The sequence below is a fragment of the Bradyrhizobium sp. genome (assembly GCF_004799405.1).
In the GTDB taxonomy this organism is placed as follows: Bacteria; Pseudomonadota; Alphaproteobacteria; order Rhizobiales; family Xanthobacteraceae; genus Bradyrhizobium.
In genome coordinates, this window is record NZ_SSMW01000062.1 from 1 (window position 1) to 20,913 (window position 20,913).

The window sequence follows — 20,913 nt, forward strand, 5'->3', positions numbered from 1 at the left end:
AAGGAATTGTCCGGCGGCATGAAGCAGCGCGTCGCGCTGGCGCGCACGCTGGCCTATCACCCCGCGGTGCTGCTGATGGACGAGCCGTTCGGCGCGCTCGACGCGCATACCCGCACGCGGCTGCAGAACGACCTGCTCAATATCTGGGAACGCGACCGCAAGACCGTGTTGTTCGTCACCCATTCGGTGGAAGAGGCGGTGTTTCTGTCGGACAAGGTCGTGGTGATGACGCGCGCGCCCGGCCGCATCAAGCAGATCGTCGACATCGACCTGCCGCGTCCGCGCCGCCGCGCGGAATTGCTGCTCGATGGCCATTACCAGAAATACATCGTCGATATCGAGGGCCTGATCGACGACACCAGCGAAGAGGCGTTGCGTCGATGATAAAGGTGCGCGCCATTCTCTCGCGCCTGGCGCCGCTGTTCGCCTGCATCGGCCTGCTCGGCATCTGGCAGGTCGCCTCGCTGATCCTCAATACCGACAGCTTTCCCAGCGCGCTGGACGCGATCCGCGCAATTCCTTCCATCCTCGGCGACAAGGAAGCGTTGATCAACATCCTGGCCTCGCTCCGCCGCATGGCGGTCGGTTTCAGCATCGCGGTTGCGGTTTCGATTCCGCTGGGACTGTTGATGGGCCGCAGCCGCGGCGTGGCGTCGTTCTTCAATCCGCTGCTGATGGTGATCTATCCGGTGCCCAAGGCGGCATTGATGCCGATCATCATGCTCTGGCTCGGCGTCGGCGACATCGCCAAAACGCTGGTGATCTTTCTCGGCGTCAGCCTGCCCGTGATCTATCACGGCTTTCAGGGCGCCAAGGCAGTCGAGGAAAAGATGCTGTGGTCGGGAGCCGCGATGGGTCTCTCCGCGGCGCAGCGCATGGTCCGGATCGTGCTGCCGGCGGCGTTGCCGGAAATTCTCACGGGCTGCCGCACTGGTTTGGTGCTGGCGCTGATTACCATGGTTACCAGCGAGATGATCGCGCGGCAGTCGGGTGCGGGAAACATCCTGTTCAACGCGCTCGACATGGGACAGTACGACACGGTATTCGCGATGATCATCATCATCGGTGCGATGGGGATCGGCCTCGATGCCGCGTTTGAAAACATGCGGGAACGGCTGGTCCGATGGTCCGAGCCGCGTTTCGACCTGCCGTTGAGTTTCTCATGAACGCCCGCGCCGTGACATCGGATGTGCTGTTGGGGATCGTGCCGATCGCGCTGGTGATCGCGCTGTGGCAGGCGATTGCGGCGTTCGGCTATGCCCCGGCGTCGCTGTTGCCGGCCCCCGGCCTGGTATTCACGCGGCTGGCGCGGCAACTCGTCACTTCAGAGTTTCAGTATGAAATCGGCGTCACGCTGTTCCGGCTGTTCGCGGGTTTCTCGATCGCGGTGGTGCTCGGCGTCGGCATCGGGCTTGCCGCCGCGGTCAATCCGGCCGTCAATTCCGTGGTGCGCCCGATCGTGCGGGTATTGGCGCCGCTGCCCAAGGTCGCGCTGTATCCGGCGCTGCTGCTGCTGCTCGGCTTCGACCACGCCTCCAAGATAACGCTGGTGGCCGCCGACGCGTTGTTCCCGATTCTGCTGGCGACCTATTACGGCGCCTCGATGGTCGAGCAAAAGCTGATCTGGTCGGCGATGGCGGCTGGAACGCCGCGCCGCCAGATCCTGTTCAAGGTGGTGCTGCCGGCAGCGGTGCCGTCGATCCTGACCGGTTGCCGCATCGGCCTCGTGATTTCATGCATCGTGGTGTTTCTTGCCGAAATGATCACCTCGACCGACGGCCTCGGCCATCTGCTGGTGACGGCGGCCCGGACCTTTCAGGCCGTCGATATGTTCGTTCCCCTGATCACGATTTCGCTGCTGGGATTGATCCTCAACGGCCTGCTGGAGGGGCTGCGGACCTATCTGCTGCGCGGATTTCCGGAAGTCTGATGACAAGTTTGGAGCGGAGATAAGCATGCTTTCAGATCGCATCGAGGCAAAGTGGATCGACGCGTTCTGCGAGATTTTCGAGCGCTGCGCGGTCAAGCCAGGCGACACCGCCGCGATCCTTTCGGAGACCCAGTCGCGCGCGCTCAATGTTCATCTGGCGGAACTTGCCTTGTTGCGGATGGGCGCAAGACCGTTTCACATCGTCGTGCCGACGCCGCGCAACCGGCAGATCGTGCCGGTTCGTTCCACCGGCGCCAGCGAGGCGATCCAGCGGCTGCAGCCTGTGGTCACTGCCCTTCAGCAGGCGGGCTTTGTGGTCGATTGCACTATCGAAGGGCTGATGCATGCGGTGGAGACGCCGGAAATATTGAAAGCGGGCGCGCGCATCCTGGTGATCTCCAACGAACACCCCGAGGCGCTCGAGCGCATGGTGCCCGATACCGCGCTGGAAAAGCGTGTCCGCGCCGCCGCGAAGATGCTGCGCGGCGCCAAACGGATGCGGGTGACTTCCAAAGCCGGGACCGACCTCGACATCGACATGACCGGCGCATCCACGGTCGGCGTCTGGGGCTGGACCGACAAGCCCGGCACGCTGGCGCATTGGCCTGGCGGCATCGTCGTCAGCTTTCCCAAAAGCAAAACCGTCAACGGCACGCTGGTGATGGCGGCCGGCGACATCAACCTCACCTTCAAGCGCTATCTGACCTCGCCGGTGCGGATGACGCTGGAGAACGATTACGTCACCAAGCTGGAAGGCGAGGGCGCCGACGCCATGATGATGCGGGCTTATCTGGCGGCATGGGGCGACCGCGAAGCCTATGCGGTTTCGCATGTCGGGTTCGGCATGAATCCCGCCGCGCGCTACGAGGCGCTTTCGATGTACGACCAGCGCGATACCAATGGCACCGAACTGCGCGCGGTGGCCGGCAACTTCCTGTTTTCCACCGGCGCCAACGAATTCGCCGGACGCTACACCGCCGGTCATTTCGATTTGCCGGTGATGGGCACGACCATCGAACTCGACGGCGTCGCCGTGGTGCGCGAAGGCGTGCTGCAGGATGTGTTCGGGTAGGGCTTCTCCGAGATGTAGCTCGATTGCGCAGCAACGGCAGTGAGCTCCCTCTCCCCTTGTGGGAGAGGGTTGGGGTGAGGGGTTCCGGTCTATCGATAGAAAGTAACCCCTCACCCGGATTGCATCTGCGATGCAATCCGACCTCTCCCACAAGGGGAGAGGTGGTATCAAGCCTACTCCCGGTCCAGCACCGGCGGTCGCGCCAGGCCGAAATGCCTGAGCAGTTCGACCAGCGCTGCGAGCCGCTGCTCGCGATAGGCGTCGATATCGAGGCCGCTGTAATCGAGGAAGCCGGCGCCGGTGCGCATGCCGATGCGGCCGTCGCGCATATTATCCGAGATCACCTCGGGCGCGCGGTAGCGGTCGCTGCCGAGCGCGCCTTCGAGGTAACGGCTGGCATAGTAGAGAATGTCGCCGCCGCCCCAGTCGATGAACTCCAGCAGGCCCATCACCGCGTAGCGGAAACCGAAGCCGTAGCGGATCGCCTTGTCGATATCCTCGGCGCTGGCGACGCCTTCTTCCACCATCCGCGCCGCCTCGTTCATGGCGAGCGCCTGGATGCGCGGCACGATGAAACCGGGCGTGGCCGCGCAGACCACGGGCATCTTGCCGATGCCTTCGAGCAACGCCTTGACCCGCGCCACGACGGCGGGATCGGTCGTCGCACCCGGCGATATCTCGACCAACGGAATCAGATAGGCCGGGTTGAGCCAGTGCACGTTGAGAAAGCGCGCCGGGTTTTCGACTGAGCTTGCGAGATCGTCGACCAGGATGGTTGACGTGGTCGAGGCGATCACGGCGTCAGGTCCGACCCATTTCGAGGCCGCCGCCAGCACCTCGCGCTTGAGCTCGACCAGCTCGGGCACGCCCTCGAACACCATGCCGGCGCCGGCGAGGGCTTCGGCCATATTGGGTGCCGGCTCGACCGAAACCCGTGCGATGATGGTCTCGGCGTCCTTGTCCGCCAGCAATCCGAACCGCGCCAGGCTGGCCAGCGTTTTGCGCACCTCTTCGAGCGCTTCGCCTTTGAGTTTCGCGAACTGTTCCGGCGTGCGCGCCTTGATATCGATCATGGTGACGGCGTGGCCGGCATAGGCAAAGGCCACCGCGATGCCGCGGCCCATGCGGCCGGCGCCGAGACAGGCGATGGCGGGACGGGGAGCGGCCATCGGTCAAAACCCCTCGCGCAGCAGCGTCTGCAGTTCGTCGCGATCGAGGTGATCGAGACTGAGCGTCGTCAGCGTGCGGCCACCCTTTAGGAAATCCTCGCCGCAGATCGCGCCGCCGATGGCGAGAAACGAAAATGCCAGCGGCGTTGCGACGCCGGCGAGTTCCGCGACCGAGGCCAGCAGCGACAGGCCGAGCCGCAGATCCTCCCGCATGTAGCGATGCTCCGTCAGCACGATGCGCTCGCGCCAGTCGCCGGAGTCCGTGAGGCGGTCGTGCGAGCCGCGGCCATACATCCACACCTCGCCTTCTTTTGCGTAATGATGCGCCAGCGGAAAATGCGGACTGCCATAGCCCAAGCCCTCGCGCACCGCGATACGCTCGGCATCGAGCGCATCGGTGACGCGGCGGACCGCCGATTGCGTGCCTTCCTTGTGAATGTCCCAGCGCTCGAAATGCTCGATCGGGCCGGCATTCATCACGATCAGCGGCGAGTGGATGATCGGCCCGGCGTTCATCAGGGCTGCCGACAGTGCATCGCCGCAGGGCTCGACCACGCCGGGAAAAGCGCGCCCGATCACATCGAGCGCATGATCGGCGGTGACAAGCGGAAACACCCCGACCGGCAGCCGCTTGGCGCGGATGGTGATAGCCACTTCGAACGGTCCATGCTTGCGGGTCAGCCATGGCAGCGTACCGGTTTCGGCAAAGCTCACGGTCGCGGGATTGCCGGCGTCGCGCGCGGCCATTGCAAAGATCATCGAGCCGAACGTCGCCGGCGGCAGGAACACCACCTGTCCATCGGTCAGATGCGGCGCGAGTCGCCTTGCGATGTCAGCTTGGGCAAACGCCGGCGCAGGGCACAGAATCAATTCAGCGTCGCGGACGGCTTCGGCAATGTCGGATGTCACCAGCGCCAGTTGCACATCGTGCCGTCCGTTGGCGTCCTTGACGAGGATGCGCGAGCCCGCAGCGCGATGTTCCCCGACTTGCGCGGCATCGCGCCGCCACAGCCGGACATCATGGCCCTGCAACGCGAAATCGCCTGCCGCCGCGAAGGAGCCGTTGCCGCCGCCGAGTACCGCGATCTTCAACGTGGTTCTCCTTGCGCGGGCTCATCAAGCTGTCGCAGCATGAAATGCTGCACTTTGCCCAACGCCGTGCGCGGCAGGTCATCGACAAAAACGAACTCGCGCGGCACCTTGAAGCGGGCAAGCTGCGTCAGCACATGCGCTTTCAATTCTTCCGCCTCGACGAAACATTCCGCACGACGGATCACATAGGCCACCGGCAGCTCATCCCACCGGAGATCGGGCCGGCCGATCACGCCGCATTCGGCGACGTCAGGGTGTTCCAGCAGCACGCGTTCGACTTCCGCCGGATAGATGTTCTCGCCGCCGGAAATAATCAGGTTCTTCTTGCGGTCGTGCACCCAGAAATAGCCGTCGGCGTCGCGCCGGCCGATGTCGCCGGTGCGATACCAGCCGTCGTGCAGGGCTTCCCGGGTGGCTTCCGCGTTGCCCCAATATTCGGTGAATACGTTGGGACCGCGTACCGCGATCTCGCCCGGCATGTCCGGCGGCAATTCGGCGCCGGCGTCATCGATCACGGCTGCCTCGCAGGCAAGGCCGGGAAGGCCGGTCGAGCCTAGGCGCGAAAGATCGCCGCCGAGGCGGGTATAGACCGCGACCGGGCAGGTCTCGGTCGAGCCATAGACCTGCAACACCGGCACCCCGCGCACGACAAAACGCTCGATCAGGTGCGGCGGCACCACGGTCGATCCGGTCGTCACCGCCTTCAGCGAGGACAGGTCGGTGGAACCCCAATCGGGATGCTCGGTGACCGCCTGGATGGTCGCGGGCACCAGCACCGTCAGGGACGGGCGTTCGCGTGCGATGGTCGCAAGCGTTGTGTCGGGCGCAAAGCGTGAATGGATCGTCACGGTCGCGCCATGATGCAGCGCCGGTGTGGTCTGGATGTTGAGGCCGCCGACGTGGAAGAACGGCAGCACGGTGAGGACATGATCATCCGAGGTGAGGCCGTGCATGTGCTGGCTCATCACGCCGTTCCACAATAGCGCTTCCTGCCGCAGCACCGCGCCCTTGGGCCGCCCGGTGGTGCCGGAGGTATAGACGATCAGCAGCGGGCAGGCGAGATCGGTATGCGGATGACGGCCGTCGCCGCGCGCTTGCGCCAGCAACTGGTCGAACGAGATTGCTTGCGGGGGCGCAAAATCGAATCCGGCGAGGCGGATGTCGGGCAATCGCTTGTTTAGCTCAGTGAGAATTCCGGCAAAGGCCTGTTCGAGCACCAGCACCTTTGCCCCGGCATCCGACAGGATGAACAATTGTTCGGCAATCGCCAGCCGCCAGTTCAACGGCACCAGCATGGCGCCGAGCCGCGCGCAGGCATAGAGCAGCACCAGGTAATCAGGCCGGTTCAGGCTGAGGACCGCGACGCGGTCGCCACGGGCAACGCCGAATTCGGCCTTCAACGCCCGCGCCGCCTGTTCGATGCGCGCATCGAAATCGGCATAAGTCAGCGCCTCGCCGTCGAAAACCAGCGCGGGCTTGTCCGGCGTGAAAGCCGCGTTGCGCGCGATCAGGCTGCTGAGATCCACAACTACTCGTCCGTTTCGCCGGTCTCGTACAGCGCTTCGCGGCCGATGCGGTCGAGACAGAGTTCGGCGGTCCATGGCAGCATCAGCGAACCGCAGCGGCTGTCGCGATAGATCCGCTCCAGGGCTAACGACTTCAGCATCGCTTGGCCGCCGCAGGTGCGGATCGCCAGCGTCGCGATCTCGTTGGCGCCTTCCATCGCGGAATATTGCGCGGCGTAAGCGCGCAGCACCTGCTCCTTGGAGGGATTGGCGCGGGCTTCGGTGATGGCCTGGAACCAGATCGCCTTGATCTGCTCGAGCTTGATCTGCATCTGCGCCACCGCGATCTGCTTGGTCGGATACATCCGGCGCTTCACCGGCGGCGTGCCCGGCATCTCGCCGCGCAGATAACGCACGGTGAAGTCGTAAGCCGCCTGCGCCAGCCCGACATAGGTCGGCGACAGCGTCAGGAACATGTGCGGCCAGCCCATCGCCGCCTGGAAATAGACGCCGCGTGGCATAAGCGCCGCGTCTTCCGCCACGAATACGTCCTTGAATAATAGCGTGCGCGATACCGTGCCGCGCATGCCCAAAGGATCCCAGTCGCCGACCACGGAGACGCCGTCGGCCTTGGCCGGCAGCGCGAGATAAAGCGTATTGCGCCGGGAGGCTTTTTCACCCTCGGCGATCTCGGTGCAGAGCACGCCGTAATAATCGGCATGGCCCGACAACGAGGCGAAAATCTTCTTGCCGTTGACGAGCCAGCCGCCCTTGACCGGCTTGGCCTCGGTACCGAACGCGACCCCGCCCGCCGCCGCAGCACCGCCTTCCGAGAACGGCTGCGAATAGATCGCGCCGTCCTCGACGATGCGCTTGTAATGCAATGCCCGCCGGCGCTCGTGCTCGGCGCGCGTCGCAGCGTCCATTTCGAGATCGTCGGCCAGCGGGCCGGACCACAGCGTCGAGCAGACATGCATGTTCCAGGTCAGCGCGGTGGCGCCGCAATAGCGGCCGATCTCCGCGGCGGCGATGGCGTAGGTCTGGTAGTCGGCGCCGAGGCCGCCGTTCCTTTTGGGAATGGCGATGCCGAGCAGGCCCGCTCGATGCAAATCCCGGTAGTTCTCGGTCGGGAATTTGGCCTCGCGATCGTAGGCCGCGGCGCGGCCGGCGAACACAGTTTGCCCGAGCTTGCGCGCGGCCGCGATGACCGCCGCCTGTTCGTCGTTGAGGCGAAACGCTGCGGCATCGAAGATCGGTGCATCCGGCTCGATCTCGGAGGTCGCTGTTGCGCTTTTGCCGACCGGTACCGTCATCATGCCGTCACTTCGGTTGCTGTTGCGTTCGCTGCGAGAAAACGATCCAGCGCGGCGTTGAACGCCAACGGGCGTTCCAGGTTGGCGAGGTGGCCGACGCCTTCGAGTTCGACGTAGGTTGCCGACGGAATGTAGGTCGCCATCTTCGCCATCATCGGCGCCGGCGCGTTGTTGTCTTTCGAGCCCGACAGCACCAGCGTCGGCACCGCGATATTTCTGAGCGCGTTTCGCAGGTCGAATCCCATCAGCGCCATCATGGTGGCGCGATAGCTCGCCGGCGGCACAGCGGCCATGCAGTCGCGCGCGAGCTCCAGGCCTTGCGGATCGGGATTGTCGCCGACCAGTTCCTTCACCAGCGACGGCGCCAACGAGACCAGCGTTTCGCCGCGATCGAGCGGGCCGAGCCGGGCGCCGATAAAGGATTTCTGCCAGTCGCCGTCGGGCTTGCCGAATGCCGGGCTGGTTTGCGCGAGCACGACGGCGCGCGCGGTGCGGGGATTGGTCACCAGCCATTGCTGCACGATCATGCCGCCGATCGAATGGCCGACAATGACGGGTTTGGCAGCGCCGACCTGCCCCAGGAAATCCTGCAAAGCGCCGGCAAGGGCAGCGATGCTGACGGTGGCAAGCGGCGCCGACCCGCCATAGCCCGGCATGTCCCAGGCGATGGCGCGATAGCGGTTGCTGAAAGCGCCGAGTTGACCGCGCCACGACCGCGCCGCGCCGCCGATTCCATGCAGGAACACCAGCGGCGGCGAGGCCGGATCGCCGGCGGCCTCATAGCCGAAACGGCCATCGCTTGTTTTAAGGGGCGCCAAATCGGGCAAGCCGAACCTCTGGTATTGCTGGGCCTGTCGATGCCGACGGAACCCGATGGTTGAGCCGGACGCTACCTGCGGTGCTCCGCCTGTCAAGCACGCCCTGTTCGCGTCGCGAGTTGATTTCTTGCCAAAGCTTGAAGTCTAAAATATATCCAACGTGGTACGTTAAATGGGTCGCTTTGGGAAGGCTTCGCGGATGTCCGGACTGTCGCTTTCCCAGCACGCTGTTGTGACCGGTGGCGGCCGTGGCATCGGCCGCGAGATCGCGAGTGCGCTGACGCGCGCGGGTGTCACCGTCACCGTGCTCGGCCGCAACCGCGCCATCCTGGATGAGACCGTCGCTGCCGGCGCCGCGCATTTCGCTGTGGTGGCCGATGTCGCCGATCAGGCCGCCGTCGCTGCCGCGATTGCGGAGGCCGCGGCGCGGCAGCCGGTCGATATCCTGATCGCCAACGCGGGTGCCGCGGAATCCGCGCCATTCGGCAAGTCGGATGCAGCGCTGTTCAGACGCATGATGGACGTTAACTTCATGGGCGTGGTTCACGCCGTCCAGGCGGTGCTGCCGTCGATGCGGGACCGGCGTCATGGCCGCATTGTCGCTGTCGCCTCGACCGCGGGCCTCAAGGGCTATGCCTATGTCAGCGCCTATAGCGCCGCCAAGCACGCGGTGGTTGGCCTGGTGCGCTCGCTGGCGCTGGAATTGGCGACGACCGGCGTCACGGTCAATGCGGTATGCCCCGGCTTCACCGATACCGATCTGCTCGCCGGCAGCATCGACAATATCATGAAGAAGACCGGCCGCAGCCGCGAGCAGGCGGTGGCCGAACTGGCGAAGCACAATCCGCAGGGACGCCTGATCACGCCGGCGGAAGTCGCCGATGCCGTGCTGTGGCTGTGCGGCGACGGCGCCGGCGCGATCACCGGGCAGGCGATCGCGGTTGCTGGCGGAGAGGTTTAGCGCACACGCGCCTGAGAACAACGAACGACAATCCGCAAAGGAGATCCCATGAGCACGCCCGCCAATCCCGTCACGCTGCCACTGGCGCAATATTCGCCCAAACACTTCCTGCTGGCCGTCAACGATGGCGTGGCGACGGTGACGCTCAATCGCCCTGAAAGAAAGAACCCGCTGACGTTCGAGAGCTATCGCGAACTGACCGATTTCTTCCGCGCCTGCGCGATGGACGACGAAGTAAAGACCGTCGTGGTGTCCGGCGCCGGCGGCAATTTTTCATCCGGCGGCGATGTGTTCGAGATCATCGGCCCGCTGGTCAAGATGGACACCAGGGGCCTCACGGCGTTCACCCGCATGACCGGCGATCTGGTCAAGGCGATGCGGGCCGCACCGCAGCCGATCGTCGCCGCCGTCGACGGCATCTGCGCCGGCGCCGGCGCCATCATCGCGATGGCCTCCGACATGCGGCTCGCCGCCAGCGGGGCCAAGGTCGCATTCCTGTTCAACAAGGTGGGCCTAGCCGGCTGCGACATGGGCGCCTGCGCGATCCTGCCGCGCATCATCGGACAATCGCGGGCGTCGGAGCTGCTCTATACCGGGCGCTTCATGACCGCGGAGGAGGGCGAGCGCTGGGGCTTCTTCAGCCGTATCGTGGCGCCCGAGCATGTGCTGTCGCAGGCGCAGCTTCTGGCAAAACAGATTTCCGAAGGGCCGACCTTCGCCAACACCATGACCAAGCGGATGCTGGCGATGGAATGGGCGATGTCGGTGGAGGAGGCGATCGAGGCCGAGGCGATCGCGCAGGCGCTGTGCATGACCACGGCGGATTTCGCCCGGGCGTTCGAGGCGTTTTCGAACAAGGTGAAACCGGCATTTCAGGGCAATTGAGGTGCCTCATGGTGAGGAGCGCGCTTCTTGGCGCGCGTCTGGAACCATGAGATGTTCTGCTATCCTTCGAGACGCGGCCAAGAGGCCGCTCCTCAGGATGAGGGCGGTGAATCTGGCAACACTTGCCCCTCAAATGCTTAGGTTTAAAATAATTAGAAGGTCCGACTAGAAGCGCCGGAGGCTTGCCATGAAGATCGCGATCATCGGTGGGGGACCGGCCGGCCTCTACGCCGCGATCCTGCTCAGGAAGCAGCGGCCGCAGGCCGAGATCACGGTCTACGAGCGCAACCGCGCCGACGACACCTTCGGCTTCGGCGTGGTGTTCTCCGACGCCACGCTCGACAATTTCGAAAAATACGACGCCCCGAGCTATCGCCGCATCACCCAGGAATTCGCCTATTGGGACGATATCGCCGTGCACTTCCGCGGCACCGTGCATCGGGTCGGCGGCAACGGCTTCTGCGGCTGCTCGCGCCGCACGCTGCTGTTGATCCTGCAGGAGCGGGCGCGCGAACTTGGCGTCACGCTGTTGTTCGAAGCCGACATCGAGGACGAATCGCGCTTTGCCGACGCCGATCTGGTGGTGCTGGCCGACGGCATCAACAGCCGCTTCCGCGACAAATATATCGAGCATTTCCAGCCCGAGGTGGATGTCCGCTCCAACAAGTTCGCCTGGATGGGTTCGACCCGGCCGCTCGACGCCTTCACGTTCATTTTCCAGGAGACCGAATGGGGTCCGTTCATTGCGCACGCCTACCAATACGAGGTGGGACGCTCGACCTGGATTTTCGAGACCGATCCCGAGACCTTCAAGCGCGCCGGGCTCGGGGGCCTCGACGAAAAGCAGTCCGCCGATCGCATGGCGGAGATTTTCGGCTGGTTCCTGCAGGGGCATCCGCTGCTGACCAACCGCTCGATGTGGCGCAATTTCCCGATGATCCGCAGCAAGCGCTGGGTCAAGGACAACATGGTGCTGCTGGGTGACGCCAAGGCGACCGCGCATTTCTCGATCGGCTCCGGCACCAAGCTTGCGATGGAAGACGCGATTGCGCTGGCGGACGCCATGCGGCGCGCGCCGACGGTGGAAGCCGCCCTGCAGCAATATGAGGACGGCCGCCGCGAGGAGGTCGAGAAGACCCAGCACGCCGCCGACGTGTCGCTGGTGTGGTTCGAGCACGTCGACCGCTTCTGGGATTTCGATCCCGTGCAGTTCGCATTCGGCGTCATGACCCGCGCCAAGGCGATCACCTACGACAATCTCACGCTGCGCGCGCCGGATTTCGTCAGGGAGGTCGACAGGGCGTTTGCCAAACAGGTTCGCGGTCGCGGCCTCGACGCCGATGTCGAGAAGCCGGCGCCACCGATGTTCCAGCCGTTTCGGCTGCGCGAGATGACGCTTTCAAACCGCGCGGTGGTGTCGCCGATGTGCATGTATTCGGCGGAAGAAGGCGTGCCCGGCGATTTCCACCTGGTGCATTACGGTTCGCGCGCGATCGGCGGCGCCGGCCTGGTCTTCACCGAGATGACCTGCGTTGCCCGCGACGCCCGCATCACGCCCGGCTGCGCCGGCTTGTGGAACGACGAGCAGCAAGCCGTGTGGCGGCGCATCGTCGATTTCGTGCATGCCAATTCGGCGGCGAAAATCGCGCTGCAGCTCGGCCATGCCGGCCGCAAGGGCGCCACCAAATTGATGTGGGACGGCATGGACCGTCCGCTGGAGCAGGGCGGCTGGGACGTGGTGTCGGCTTCCCCAATTCCCTATTTCCCCGACAGCCAGGTGCCGCGCGAGATGGACCGCGCCGCGATGGACAGGGTCAAGGCGGCGTTCGTGGCCGCAGCCGAACGCGGCGAAGCCTGCGGCTTCGACATGCTGGAACTGCACGCCGCCCACGGCTACCTGCTCGCGAGCTTCATCTCGCCGCTGACCAACCGGCGCAGCGATGAATATGGCGGCCCGCTCGCCAATCGCCTGCGCTTTCCGCTCGAAGTGTTCGAGGCGTTGCGGGCGGCATGGCCGGCGCACAAGCCGATGTCGGTGCGCATCTCCGCCACCGATTGGGCTGAGGGCGGCATCACCGGCGACGATGCGGTCAAGATCGCGCGCGCCTTCGCCGAGGCCGGCGTCGATCTGGTCGACGTTTCCACCGGCCAGACCGTGCGCGACGCGCAGCCGGTCTATGGCCGCATGTTCCAGACGCCGTTTTCCGAGCAGGTCCGCAACGAGGCGCGGGTCGCGACCATGTGCGTCGGCAACATCACCACCGCGGATCAGGTCAACACCATCCTGGCCGCCGGCCGCGCCGACCTGGTGGCGCTAGGACGCCCGCACCTGGTCGACCCGTCGTTCACGCTGAAGGCCGCGGCCTGGTACGGCGCGGAGGTTTCCTGCCCGCCGCAATACCTGCCGGGCAAGGAGCAGATTTTCCGCAACAGCGTGCGCGACCGGCAGGATTTCGACGACCTCAAAATTAAGGCTAAGCCGAAGACCCGGGCCGAGTTGAAGGCGGAGGCGACAAAGCCGCTTGCGGCCGAATAGGTCGGATGGCAGGCTGCTTGCTCCCTCGCCCCGCTCCTGCGGGAAGAGGTGAACAGCGGCGCGTAACAGAGTGGAGTTCGGGCGATGAAAGCCATTATCGTCGGAGGCGGCATTGGCGGCCTCACGACCGCGTTGATGCTGCGGGCCCGCGGCATCGACTGCGAGCTGTTCGAGCAGTCCGACATCATCAGGGAGCTCGGCGTCGGCATCAACACATTGCCGCATGCGATCCGCGAACTCGCCGGCCTTGGCCTGTTGCAGAAGCTCGACGACGTCGCGATCCGCACCGACGTGCTTTACTATCTCAATCGGCACGGTCAGGAAGTGTGGAAGGAATCCCGCGGCATCGACGCCGGTCACGACGTGCCGCAATTCTCGATCCACCGCGGTCGTTTGCAGAGCGTGATCCACCGCGCCGTCGAGGAGCGGCTGGGCAAGGACGCGATCCACACCGGCTGCAGGCTGGGCGCCTTCACCCAGGACGAGGGCGGCGTATCCGCACATTTCTTCGACCGCGCCGGCAGCCACACCCAAACCGTGCGTGGCGACATTTTGATCGGCGCCGACGGTATTTATTCGAAGGTGCGCGAGACGCTGTTTCCGGACGAGGGCCCGCCGTGCTGGAACGGGCTGATGCTGTGGCGCGGCGCGCGCGACTGGCCGCTGTTCCTGACCGGCCGTTCCATGATCGTCGCCGGCGGACTTAACGCCAAGGTCGTGGTCTACCCGATCGCGGAAGGATCGAGCCCGGCCAATCGGCTGACCAATTGGGCGGTGCTGGTGAAGATCGGCGATGGCGGTGCGCCGCCGCGCCGTGAGGACTGGTCGCGGCTCGGCAAGCGCGAGGAGTTGATGCCGCATGTGGCGCGTTTCTCGGTACCCTATGTCGACGTACCCGCTTTGATTTCGGCCACGCCGGAATTCTACGAATTTCCGACCTGCGACCGCGATCCTCTGCCGTATTGGTCGAGCGGGCGTGTCACGCTACTCGGAGACGCCGCGCATCCGATGTATCCGGTCGGCTCCAACGGCGCCTCGCAGGCGATCCTCGATGCCCGGGCGCTGGCCGATGCGCTGGCGCGTTCCGAGCATCCGCGCCAGGCGCTGGTGGCCTATGAACAGAAGCGGTTGCCGATGACCGCCGAGATCGTGCGCTCGAACCGCCGCGGCGGTCCCGAAGGCGTGATCGATGCGGTCGAACAACTGGCGCCCGACGGGTTCGACGATATCGAGCGGGTGCTGAGCCACGCCCAGCGCGAAGCCATCGTGCGCGGCTATGCCAGCAAGGCCGGCTTCGCGGCCGTGCCGCTGGCCGCGGTGCGGGCGTAGAGCGGCGGGGTGGGGTGACGGTCTCTCGCCTTGAACAGTGCGCGAGTTGTGAGACTTTCACCCCACCCCGTCTCGCATCTTGCTTCGCGCGATGCGAGCCGACCCTCCCCCTCCAGGGGAGGGTGAAGCTAGCTTCACGCCCCCGGAGGCGGCGGCAGGAAGTGGATGTTGTATTCGGCCGCCATCGCCACCACGTCCTCGGGCTTCTGCTCCTTCATGTTGTGAAGGCCCCAGAACAGGTCGTACAGCCTGCGGCTCGGCGACACCCAGAACAGCACCTTGGCGGTCTGGTCGGACTTGTTGAAGATGCCGTGGGGCACGCCCATGCCCAGTCGGATCAGGTCGCCCGGGGCGGCCTGGGCGTCGGCGCCGCCGAGCATGAAATCGAGCTTGCCCTCCAGCATGTAGAGATATTCGTCCTGGTCGGGATGGATATGCGGCGGCACGAAGGTGCCGGGCGGCAGCGTCGCATGCCAGGAGAAGCAGTGGTCGGTGCAGGTTTTTGGCACATAGGTCTGGCCGAGGATATTCCAGGAAATTCCCTGCATGCCCTCGTTGGCCCGGGTGATGCCGGTGATCTCGCTTTTCATCGCTGTGTTTCCTTCCGGTGCTTTATGGCGTGCAATCCTTGGCGTAGCTGTCGCCGTAGTTCTCGAACACCTTCTGGACGATTTCGGTCTGGAATTTGCCGTCCGGGCGCTTGGCGACCTTGGTGAGGTAAAAGTCCTGGATCGGATAGCCGTTGGTGTTGAACTTGAAACCGCCGCGCAGCGAGGTGAAGTCGGCCTTCTTCAGCGCGGCCGCCACCGCTTCCTTGTTGGAGAGGTCGCCCTTGACTGCTCTTACGGCGCTGTCGATCAGCATCGCCGTATCGTAGCCCTGGAAGGCATAGGTCGCGGGCACGCTGTTGTAGGCGGCTTCATAGCTCGCGACGAATTTCTTGTTCTGCGGATTGTCGAGATTGGGCGCCCAGTTGGCGCCGCCGAACATGCCGACCGCGGCATCCTGCTGCGCCGGCAGCGTCGATTCATCGACCGTGAACGCCGACAGCACCGGAATCTGGTCGGCGAGGCCGGCCTGCTTGAACTGCTTCACCAGCCCCACGCCCATGCCGCCCGGCATGAAGGTGAAGACGGCGTCGGGCTTCAGCGATGCGATCTTGGAAAGCTCGACCTGGAAATCCAGCGTGCCGAGCGGGATGTAGGATTCCTCGACGATCTCTCCCTTGTAGTCGAGCTTGAATCCGGCCACCGAATCCTTGCCGGCCTGGTAGTTCGGCACCATGATGTAGACACGCTTGTAGCCGCGATCCTGGGCGACCTTGCCGAGGATCTCGTGCACCTGGTCGTTCTGGTAGGAAGTCACATAGAAAAACGGACTGCAGCTCTTGCCGGCGTAGCTCGACGGGCCGGCGTTCGGGCTGATGAGGAACGTCCTGGTGTCCACCACCGGCTTGTGGATCGCCTGCAGGATGTTGGAGAAGATCGGCCCCACCACGAAGTCGACCTTGTCGCGCTCGAGCAGGCCCTTGACCTTGGTGACGGCGCCGTCCGGCTTTAGTTCGTCATCGACCACCGTGACCTCGACGTCGCGGCCCGCCATCTTGCCACCGAGATCCTTCACCGCGAGCGCGAAGCCGTCGCGGGCCTGCTGGCCGAGCACCGCCGCCGGGCCGGACAATGTCACGATCACGCCGATCTTGACCTTTTCCTGTGCGGCCGCGGCGTTGGCGGCGACACCGAACAAAATCGCCAGTCCAGCCGATCTCAACTGCCGTTTCATGATGTCTTCCTCGCTGCCCCACCCAAATCCGGAACTCCAAGCTTAGTCCGATGCCGGCCATCGCCGCAAGCACGGCCCTCGTTTTGACTTGCGGCGCATCCCGAATTATTTGAAGGTCAAAACAACTGCCGCGCGGGCACCCAGCAGGTACGATGGCATCATGATCCTCGATTCCGAGACCAAGGCGGTCGAACTTCCGGAAGATCACGGCAATGAGCTGCGGCTTTGGCTCCGGCTTCTGACCTGCACCACCCTGATCGAGGGCGAAGTGCGCAGCCGGCTGCGGGAGCGGTTCGACGTCACGCTGCCGCGCTTCGATCTGATGGCCCAGCTCGACAAGGTGCCGGACGGCATGACGCTGTCGGATGTTTCCAAAAGGATGATGGTCTCGAACGGCAACGTCACCGGGCTGGTCGAGCGGCTGGTTGAATCAGGCCATCTCGACCGGCGCACATCGGACTCCGACCGTCGCGTGCAGGTGATACGGCTGACCAGGATCGGCCGCGCCGAGTTTCGCAAGATGGCCGCCGAGCACGAGGCCTGGATCGCCGACCTGTTCTCGGAGCTCGGCGAAAAGGATGTCCGCGAATTGATGCGGCTGTTGGCCAAGACCAAGGCCTCGGCGCAGAAATCCGCGCAAGCGCGAGCCGTGTAGCGTCTTGGGCGCCGATGTCAACTACGAGGTCGAATACAACAACCGGGCGCGGGTGCCGGAGCACCCCGCGCTGATCGCGGATTGGGCGCGCGATGCGGCGGGCTATCGCGAGCGCAACCCGCCGCGATCGATTTCCTACGGGCCCGGCCGGCGCAACACGATCGATTTCTTTGCCGGCGGCGGCAAAGGCCCGATTGTCGTCTTCATTCATGGCGGCTACTGGCAGGCGTTCGATAGTTCCTCTTTCAGTCATCTGGCCGCCGGGCTGAACGCTCACGGCATCAGCGTCGCGATGCCGAGTTACGATCTTTGTCCTGGCGTCACCGTCGATCGGATCATTCAGCAGATGCGGATGGCGGTGCGCGAACTGGCGCGGCTTGGGCGTCCGCTGGTCATCAGCGGCCATTCCGCCGGCGGGCATCTTGCGGCCTGCCTGCTGGCGATCGATTGGCCGGCGATCGACGCCTCGCTGCCGCGGGACCTCGTGATCGCGGCCTACAGCATTTCCGGCCTGTTCGAGCTGGGTCCGCTGGTCAAAACCTCGATCAACAACGCGCTGCGTCTCGACGATGCGGCGGCCAGGGCGGCGAGCCCCCTGTTCTGGCGCGCGCCTGCGCGCGGAAGCCTCGATGCCGTGGTGGGCGAAATCGAAAGCGCGGAATATTTCCGGCAGAGCAAAAGCATCGTCGATGTCTGGGGCAGAGCAGGGCTGCCGACGCAATTTGGCACCGTTGCCGGCGCCAATCATTTCGCCGCGATTGCGCCATTGGCCGATCCGGGCTCGCCGATGGTGGTCCGCCTGAGGGAATTGGCGGCGCGCTGACCGCGTCCTTTTTAAGTTGGATGATAATTTTGTATCAGCGCTTTTTGTTTATGAAACCTGGACAACGACAATGGACGTCAGAAGGCCGCCAGCAAAACAACGCCCGTGGAAGGCGTATGCGATCGCCTTGTTCGGAATTTATCTGGCCGGGTTTTCGGCCTACAATCTCTATGAGTGGCATTCGACCGGGCAACTTTATATGCATAAGTTCAGCGAACCACATTGGAGCTCCTTCGCCAGGGAGCCCGTCAATTTTTCGTTCGTTGCCGCCGTGTATGTGTTCGCGCTTCTATTGTTCGGCGGTGTCCCGCTTGCCAACCTCTTTAACTGGTTCAGGCGTGGCTACAAATCGTTGCGCCGACGAAAGTGACCGCGGCTTGGGCGTCCGCTAGTCATCAGCGGCTATTCCGCCAGCGGGCATCTTGCGGCCTGCCTGCTGGCGACCGATTGGCTGGCGATCGACGCCTCGCTGCCGCGGGACCTCGTGATCGCGGCCTACGCCATTTCCGGCCTGTTCGAACTGGGTCCGCTGGTCAAAACCTCGATAAACAACGCGCTGCGTCTCGACGATGCGGCGGCCAGGGCTGCGAGCCCGTTGTTCTGGCGCGCGCCTGCGCGCGGAAGCCTCGATGCCGTCGTGGGCGAAATCGAAAGCGCGGAATATTTCCGGCAGAGCAGAAGCATCGTCGAGGTCTGGGGCAAAGCAGGGCTGCCGACGCGATTTGGCACCGTTGCCGGCGCCAATCATTTCACCGCGATTGCGCCATTGGCCGATCCGGGCTCGCCGATGGTGGCGCGCCTGAGGGAATTGGCCGGGCACGCTCGTTAGAGCGTGGCTGCGGCTTTCGGCCATTCGGTCCAATGGCGTGTGCCTCTGTCTCGTCCGTCTGGATAAATTCCTGATGTCTCACTAATACCTGAATTGAGCGGAGATACAGCGCAAAGCCAGCGGTATCTGGTGTATCAATCTAATCTGACATCCGACCCCCGTACCGCTCATCACGGTTGCTTGCCGGCTGTCAACGCGTCGGGTCACACGGCAGGAGGAAGCGGATGGGGACAATGGAACTGCGGTATCGGTAATGACGGCAAACGAGGGTGCAGCCTCACAACCCGGCGCGACGGTGGCATGGTTGCTCGTGGCGATTTGGTCGCTGTCGATGATCTGGACTTCTTCAACCGCGGGAGTACAGCACGACTATTGGTCCTATCTCTCGCAATGGAATCTGGTCCTTTCGGGAACCGATCCCTGGTCGTCCGACAACGCCTATGGCCCACTGCACAACACGCTGGCCTATTTGCTGCGATTTGGACCGCTCGCGCCAAAAATGTTCATCGTCGTGGCGTTGCTTGTTGCAAATGCACTGCTGGCTTGGGAACTCTACAGGTGCTCCGGCATCGGGCCACTTTATGGCGTTTACGCCTTGGCGGTGCCGACAAATTGCCTCGTGATCAGCATGGGTATCGTCTACGGGCTCAATGACGCCCTGGTAGCAGCCTTGATCGTGTTTGCTGTCGTCGCGCGAATTCACGGCGGCATGATTGTTGCGGGCTGTTTGCTTGGACTGGCCGTGCTGCTCAAATATTATCCGATCATCCTCGTCCCGATGTTCGCCCTGGATGCGGGACGGGTTCGCCGCGGTATCGTCGTGGCGGCAGCGGTGGTCATTTTGATCGGAATGAGCGCGTCGGTGCTGGTTTGGGGTGATGCGACCTTTAGTCCGCTCGCATTGGGCGTTGAACGCGGCCCGAAAATCCTGTCCATATTGTCGGCGCTCAGCTCTTATCCTTCTCTGATCGGCGGGCAGCGTGTCCTCGACATCCTTGTTAAGCTAAATGCCGGATTCGTGGTGACTGCAGGGCTGGCGAGCTTCTTGATCGCATGGAAAACCAGAATGCATTGGCTCGAGGCGTCCGTGCTTGGACTGTGGGCTGTCCTGATAGCCTACAAGGTGGGGCACCAGCAATTCTACCTGCCCTGGCTCTTCCTGGTGGCGGCGTTGCCGCTGGCTCGCACTCCGTCATCCAAGGCTCTTGCCTGGGTCTGTGTGCCGATGGTGCTGTTCCTTTCTGCGTTCCAGTGGGGTTATGCAAATGGATCGGTCAATTATCCCAATGCATTGGCATTCATCCGGCGAGACGCCGGGTTCTATGCCTTTGGCCTCTTCGTTGTAACGGTTTCGGCGTACTTCATTATCCGAAGAATGTTGGAACAACTTCCGAAAGTTGATGGCGATCCCATTGGATTTACCGCCGCCGCAACAAGGGTGCAGCTCCCCTGAAGGGGTTGGCGGCAGTCTATCGCGCCGCACTGCCGAACTCGCCTCCGAAATTTCCCAACGCCCAGCCGTTGCCATGCGGACTCCCGGCACGACCACCCTAGCGCGGGACACAGCTGCTCGTTCGTACGATCTGCTTGGTCCCCCCGACCTTGGTGTGATTGCCGCCGACCACTCTTTTGATTTGCCCGGCCGGACAACTGCCATCGTCGACCAGCACGACCTCGCCTTCGCGCATCGCTCCCATCGGAGGTTCCTGCTTCATCGTCGTGGCCAATGACGAGGTCGAAAACCCGACGGCGAAAACTCCGGCGATAAGCCCTGTGGTTTTGATCATTTGGAACCTCCGAATATGCCCGGCGTTCGTTCCAGCGTTTACTCGCGCGCTCTTGAGTCTGACTCAGAACCTTGGTCGGGTGACACGGTAGCGATGAAAGGTATATCACTCGGGCGGCTGGAGCGTAAGAAGCCGACCAGCTGCAACCAGACCGTTGGGACGGCAAAAGAATATTCTATTTCCGAATTTCAGAATTTCGCTTGACGGCCGACCCAAATCAAATCTATACCTTCAGCGTCCCGCCCACAGAGGGGCGTTGCGCAACGTCATCAACGCGCGGCGGGATGCGGTGGACGCAAGGCGGCGCGCTGACGAGGCGCGGCTCTCGCGGACGGCGAAGTCGTGTGGTCCTGACACCCCGACGCTGGTGTCAAGTTTGCGAAAGGCAACTTTCGCAGATGACGGTGGCAAGAAAGCCCGGTCACCG

At 63.8% G+C, this 20,913-nt stretch carries 21 protein-coding genes; 13 read left to right on the top strand and 8 right to left on the bottom strand.

Annotation, left to right across the window (positions count from 1 at the left end; all coding sequences use genetic code 11):
- From E7813_RS09640 to E7813_RS09655, 4 genes are all read left to right on the top strand, one after another.
- A partial coding sequence (locus tag E7813_RS09640) for an ATP-binding cassette domain-containing protein (protein WP_291573202.1) occupies nucleotides 1-384 on the top strand: 384 nt, incomplete at its 5' end.
- Nucleotides 381-1,166 carry an ABC transporter permease gene (locus E7813_RS09645; protein ID WP_291573203.1) on the top strand — a complete coding sequence of 262 codons (786 nt, stop codon included), beginning with the start codon at nucleotides 381-383 and terminating at the stop codon, nucleotides 1,164-1,166. The genes E7813_RS09640 and E7813_RS09645, both read left to right, overlap by 4 nt.
- Nucleotides 1,163-1,930, top strand: coding sequence for an ABC transporter permease (locus tag E7813_RS09650; RefSeq protein ID WP_291573205.1), 768 nt, complete (start codon nucleotides 1,163-1,165; stop codon nucleotides 1,928-1,930). The genes E7813_RS09645 and E7813_RS09650 overlap by 4 nt, the downstream gene beginning before the upstream one ends.
- Before the next feature lie 25 nt (nucleotides 1,931-1,955).
- Nucleotides 1,956-3,002, top strand: a complete 1,047-nt coding sequence (locus tag E7813_RS09655; protein ID WP_291573211.1) for a peptidase M29 — start codon at nucleotides 1,956-1,958, stop codon at nucleotides 3,000-3,002.
- A gap of 173 nt (nucleotides 3,003-3,175) precedes the next feature.
- Here E7813_RS09655 and E7813_RS09660 read toward each other — a convergent pair whose 3' ends face one another.
- The 5 genes from E7813_RS09660 to E7813_RS09680 are packed head-to-tail and all read right to left on the bottom strand — an operon-like array spanning nucleotide 3,176 to nucleotide 8,908.
- Complete coding sequence (locus E7813_RS09660; protein WP_291573212.1) at nucleotides 3,176-4,171, bottom strand: 3-hydroxybutyryl-CoA dehydrogenase; 996 nt, start codon at nucleotides 4,169-4,171, stop codon at nucleotides 3,176-3,178.
- 3 nt (nucleotides 4,172-4,174) lie between these two features.
- Nucleotides 4,175-5,263, bottom strand: a complete 1,089-nt coding sequence (locus tag E7813_RS09665) for an NAD/NADP-dependent octopine/nopaline dehydrogenase family protein (protein ID WP_291573213.1) — start codon at nucleotides 5,261-5,263, stop codon at nucleotides 4,175-4,177.
- Nucleotides 5,260-6,789, bottom strand: a complete 1,530-nt coding sequence (locus E7813_RS09670; RefSeq protein ID WP_291573214.1) for an AMP-binding protein — start codon at nucleotides 6,787-6,789, stop codon at nucleotides 5,260-5,262. The genes E7813_RS09665 and E7813_RS09670 overlap by 4 nt, the downstream gene beginning before the upstream one ends.
- 2 nt (nucleotides 6,790-6,791) lie before the next feature.
- Nucleotides 6,792-8,081 carry an acyl-CoA dehydrogenase family protein gene (locus E7813_RS09675; protein ID WP_291573243.1) on the bottom strand — a complete coding sequence of 430 codons (1,290 nt, stop codon included), beginning with the start codon at nucleotides 8,079-8,081 and terminating at the stop codon, nucleotides 6,792-6,794.
- Complete coding sequence (locus tag E7813_RS09680; protein WP_291573216.1) at nucleotides 8,081-8,908, bottom strand: alpha/beta hydrolase; 828 nt, start codon at nucleotides 8,906-8,908, stop codon at nucleotides 8,081-8,083. The genes E7813_RS09675 and E7813_RS09680 overlap by 1 nt, the downstream gene beginning before the upstream one ends.
- A 190-nt stretch (nucleotides 8,909-9,098) precedes the next feature.
- On the opposite strand from E7813_RS09680, the gene E7813_RS09685 reads away from it, so the two are divergent.
- The 4 genes from E7813_RS09685 (at nucleotide 9,099) to E7813_RS09700 (ending at nucleotide 14,610) form a co-directional block, all read left to right on the top strand.
- The gene (locus E7813_RS09685; RefSeq protein WP_291573218.1) at nucleotides 9,099-9,860 is read left to right on the top strand and encodes an SDR family oxidoreductase; all 762 of its coding nucleotides are present in this window, start codon (nucleotides 9,099-9,101) and stop codon (nucleotides 9,858-9,860) included.
- A gap of 48 nt (nucleotides 9,861-9,908) precedes the next feature.
- Nucleotides 9,909-10,745 (top strand): enoyl-CoA hydratase family protein, encoded by an 837-nt coding sequence (locus tag E7813_RS09690; protein ID WP_291573219.1) that lies wholly within the window; start codon nucleotides 9,909-9,911, stop codon nucleotides 10,743-10,745.
- A gap of 187 nt (nucleotides 10,746-10,932) precedes the next feature.
- Nucleotides 10,933-13,281: a bifunctional salicylyl-CoA 5-hydroxylase/oxidoreductase gene (locus E7813_RS09695; RefSeq protein WP_291573221.1), complete on the top strand. Its 2,349-nt coding sequence runs from the start codon at nucleotides 10,933-10,935 to the stop codon at nucleotides 13,279-13,281.
- An 84-nt stretch (nucleotides 13,282-13,365) separates the two neighbouring features.
- Nucleotides 13,366-14,610 carry a flavin-dependent oxidoreductase gene (locus E7813_RS09700; RefSeq protein ID WP_291573224.1) on the top strand — a complete coding sequence of 415 codons (1,245 nt, stop codon included), beginning with the start codon at nucleotides 13,366-13,368 and terminating at the stop codon, nucleotides 14,608-14,610.
- A 134-nt stretch (nucleotides 14,611-14,744) separates the two neighbouring features.
- On the opposite strand, the gene E7813_RS09705 is transcribed toward E7813_RS09700, so the two are convergent.
- Complete coding sequence (locus E7813_RS09705; RefSeq protein ID WP_291573226.1) at nucleotides 14,745-15,200, bottom strand: cupin domain-containing protein; 456 nt, start codon at nucleotides 15,198-15,200, stop codon at nucleotides 14,745-14,747.
- A 22-nt stretch (nucleotides 15,201-15,222) separates the two neighbouring features.
- Nucleotides 15,223-16,392, bottom strand: coding sequence for an ABC transporter substrate-binding protein (locus tag E7813_RS09710; RefSeq protein WP_291573228.1), 1,170 nt, complete (start codon nucleotides 16,390-16,392; stop codon nucleotides 15,223-15,225).
- A gap of 160 nt (nucleotides 16,393-16,552) precedes the next feature.
- Here E7813_RS09710 and E7813_RS09715 point away from each other — a divergent pair, with 160 nt between their 5' ends.
- The 5 genes from E7813_RS09715 (at nucleotide 16,553) to E7813_RS09735 (ending at nucleotide 20,152) form a co-directional block, all read left to right on the top strand.
- Nucleotides 16,553-17,047 (top strand): MarR family transcriptional regulator, encoded by a 495-nt coding sequence (locus E7813_RS09715; protein ID WP_291573230.1) that lies wholly within the window; start codon nucleotides 16,553-16,555, stop codon nucleotides 17,045-17,047.
- Between the two features lie 4 nt (nucleotides 17,048-17,051).
- Complete coding sequence (locus E7813_RS09720; RefSeq protein ID WP_291573233.1) at nucleotides 17,052-17,870, top strand: alpha/beta hydrolase; 819 nt, start codon at nucleotides 17,052-17,054, stop codon at nucleotides 17,868-17,870.
- A gap of 70 nt (nucleotides 17,871-17,940) precedes the next feature.
- Nucleotides 17,941-18,240: a hypothetical protein gene (locus E7813_RS09725; protein ID WP_291573236.1), complete on the top strand. Its 300-nt coding sequence runs from the start codon at nucleotides 17,941-17,943 to the stop codon at nucleotides 18,238-18,240.
- A 114-nt stretch (nucleotides 18,241-18,354) separates the two neighbouring features.
- Complete coding sequence (locus tag E7813_RS09730) at nucleotides 18,355-18,699, top strand: hypothetical protein (protein WP_291573238.1); 345 nt, start codon at nucleotides 18,355-18,357, stop codon at nucleotides 18,697-18,699.
- 253 nt (nucleotides 18,700-18,952) lie between these two features.
- Nucleotides 18,953-20,152, top strand: a complete 1,200-nt coding sequence (locus E7813_RS09735; RefSeq protein ID WP_291573239.1) for a glycosyltransferase family 87 protein — start codon at nucleotides 18,953-18,955, stop codon at nucleotides 20,150-20,152.
- A gap of 97 nt (nucleotides 20,153-20,249) precedes the next feature.
- Here E7813_RS09735 and E7813_RS09740 read toward each other — a convergent pair whose 3' ends face one another.
- A complete protein-coding gene (locus E7813_RS09740; protein WP_291573241.1) occupies nucleotides 20,250-20,486 on the bottom strand; it encodes a DUF6719 family protein in 237 nt (78 codons plus the stop codon).
- Nucleotides 20,487-20,913 lie beyond the last annotated feature (427 nt).

Bases quoted from the DNA above. Each gene is read 5' to 3' on its own strand.
- E7813_RS09725 (WP_291573236.1), top strand. From the start codon at position 17,941: ATGGACGTCAGAAGGCCGCCAGCAAAACAACGCCCGTGGAAGGCGTAT.
- E7813_RS09685 (WP_291573218.1), top strand. From the start codon at position 9,099: ATGTCCGGACTGTCGCTTTCCCAGCACGCTGTTGTGACCGGTGGCGGC.
- E7813_RS09700 (WP_291573224.1), top strand. From the start codon at position 13,366: ATGAAAGCCATTATCGTCGGAGGCGGCATTGGCGGCCTCACGACCGCG.
- E7813_RS09695 (WP_291573221.1), top strand. From the start codon at position 10,933: ATGAAGATCGCGATCATCGGTGGGGGACCGGCCGGCCTCTACGCCGCG.
- E7813_RS09655 (WP_291573211.1), top strand. From the start codon at position 1,956: ATGCTTTCAGATCGCATCGAGGCAAAGTGGATCGACGCGTTCTGCGAG.
- E7813_RS09710 (WP_291573228.1), bottom strand. From the start codon at position 16,392: ATGAAACGGCAGTTGAGATCGGCTGGACTGGCGATTTTGTTCGGTGTC.
- E7813_RS09715 (WP_291573230.1), top strand. From the start codon at position 16,553: ATGATCCTCGATTCCGAGACCAAGGCGGTCGAACTTCCGGAAGATCAC.
- E7813_RS09690 (WP_291573219.1), top strand. From the start codon at position 9,909: ATGAGCACGCCCGCCAATCCCGTCACGCTGCCACTGGCGCAATATTCG.
- E7813_RS09675 (WP_291573243.1), bottom strand. From the start codon at position 8,081: ATGACGGTACCGGTCGGCAAAAGCGCAACAGCGACCTCCGAGATCGAG.
- E7813_RS09705 (WP_291573226.1), bottom strand. From the start codon at position 15,200: ATGAAAAGCGAGATCACCGGCATCACCCGGGCCAACGAGGGCATGCAG.
- E7813_RS09645 (WP_291573203.1), top strand. From the start codon at position 381: ATGATAAAGGTGCGCGCCATTCTCTCGCGCCTGGCGCCGCTGTTCGCC.
- E7813_RS09735 (WP_291573239.1), top strand. From the start codon at position 18,953: ATGACGGCAAACGAGGGTGCAGCCTCACAACCCGGCGCGACGGTGGCA.
- E7813_RS09650 (WP_291573205.1), top strand. From the start codon at position 1,163: ATGAACGCCCGCGCCGTGACATCGGATGTGCTGTTGGGGATCGTGCCG.
- E7813_RS09660 (WP_291573212.1), bottom strand. From the start codon at position 4,171: ATGGCCGCTCCCCGTCCCGCCATCGCCTGTCTCGGCGCCGGCCGCATG.
- E7813_RS09740 (WP_291573241.1), bottom strand. From the start codon at position 20,486: ATGATCAAAACCACAGGGCTTATCGCCGGAGTTTTCGCCGTCGGGTTT.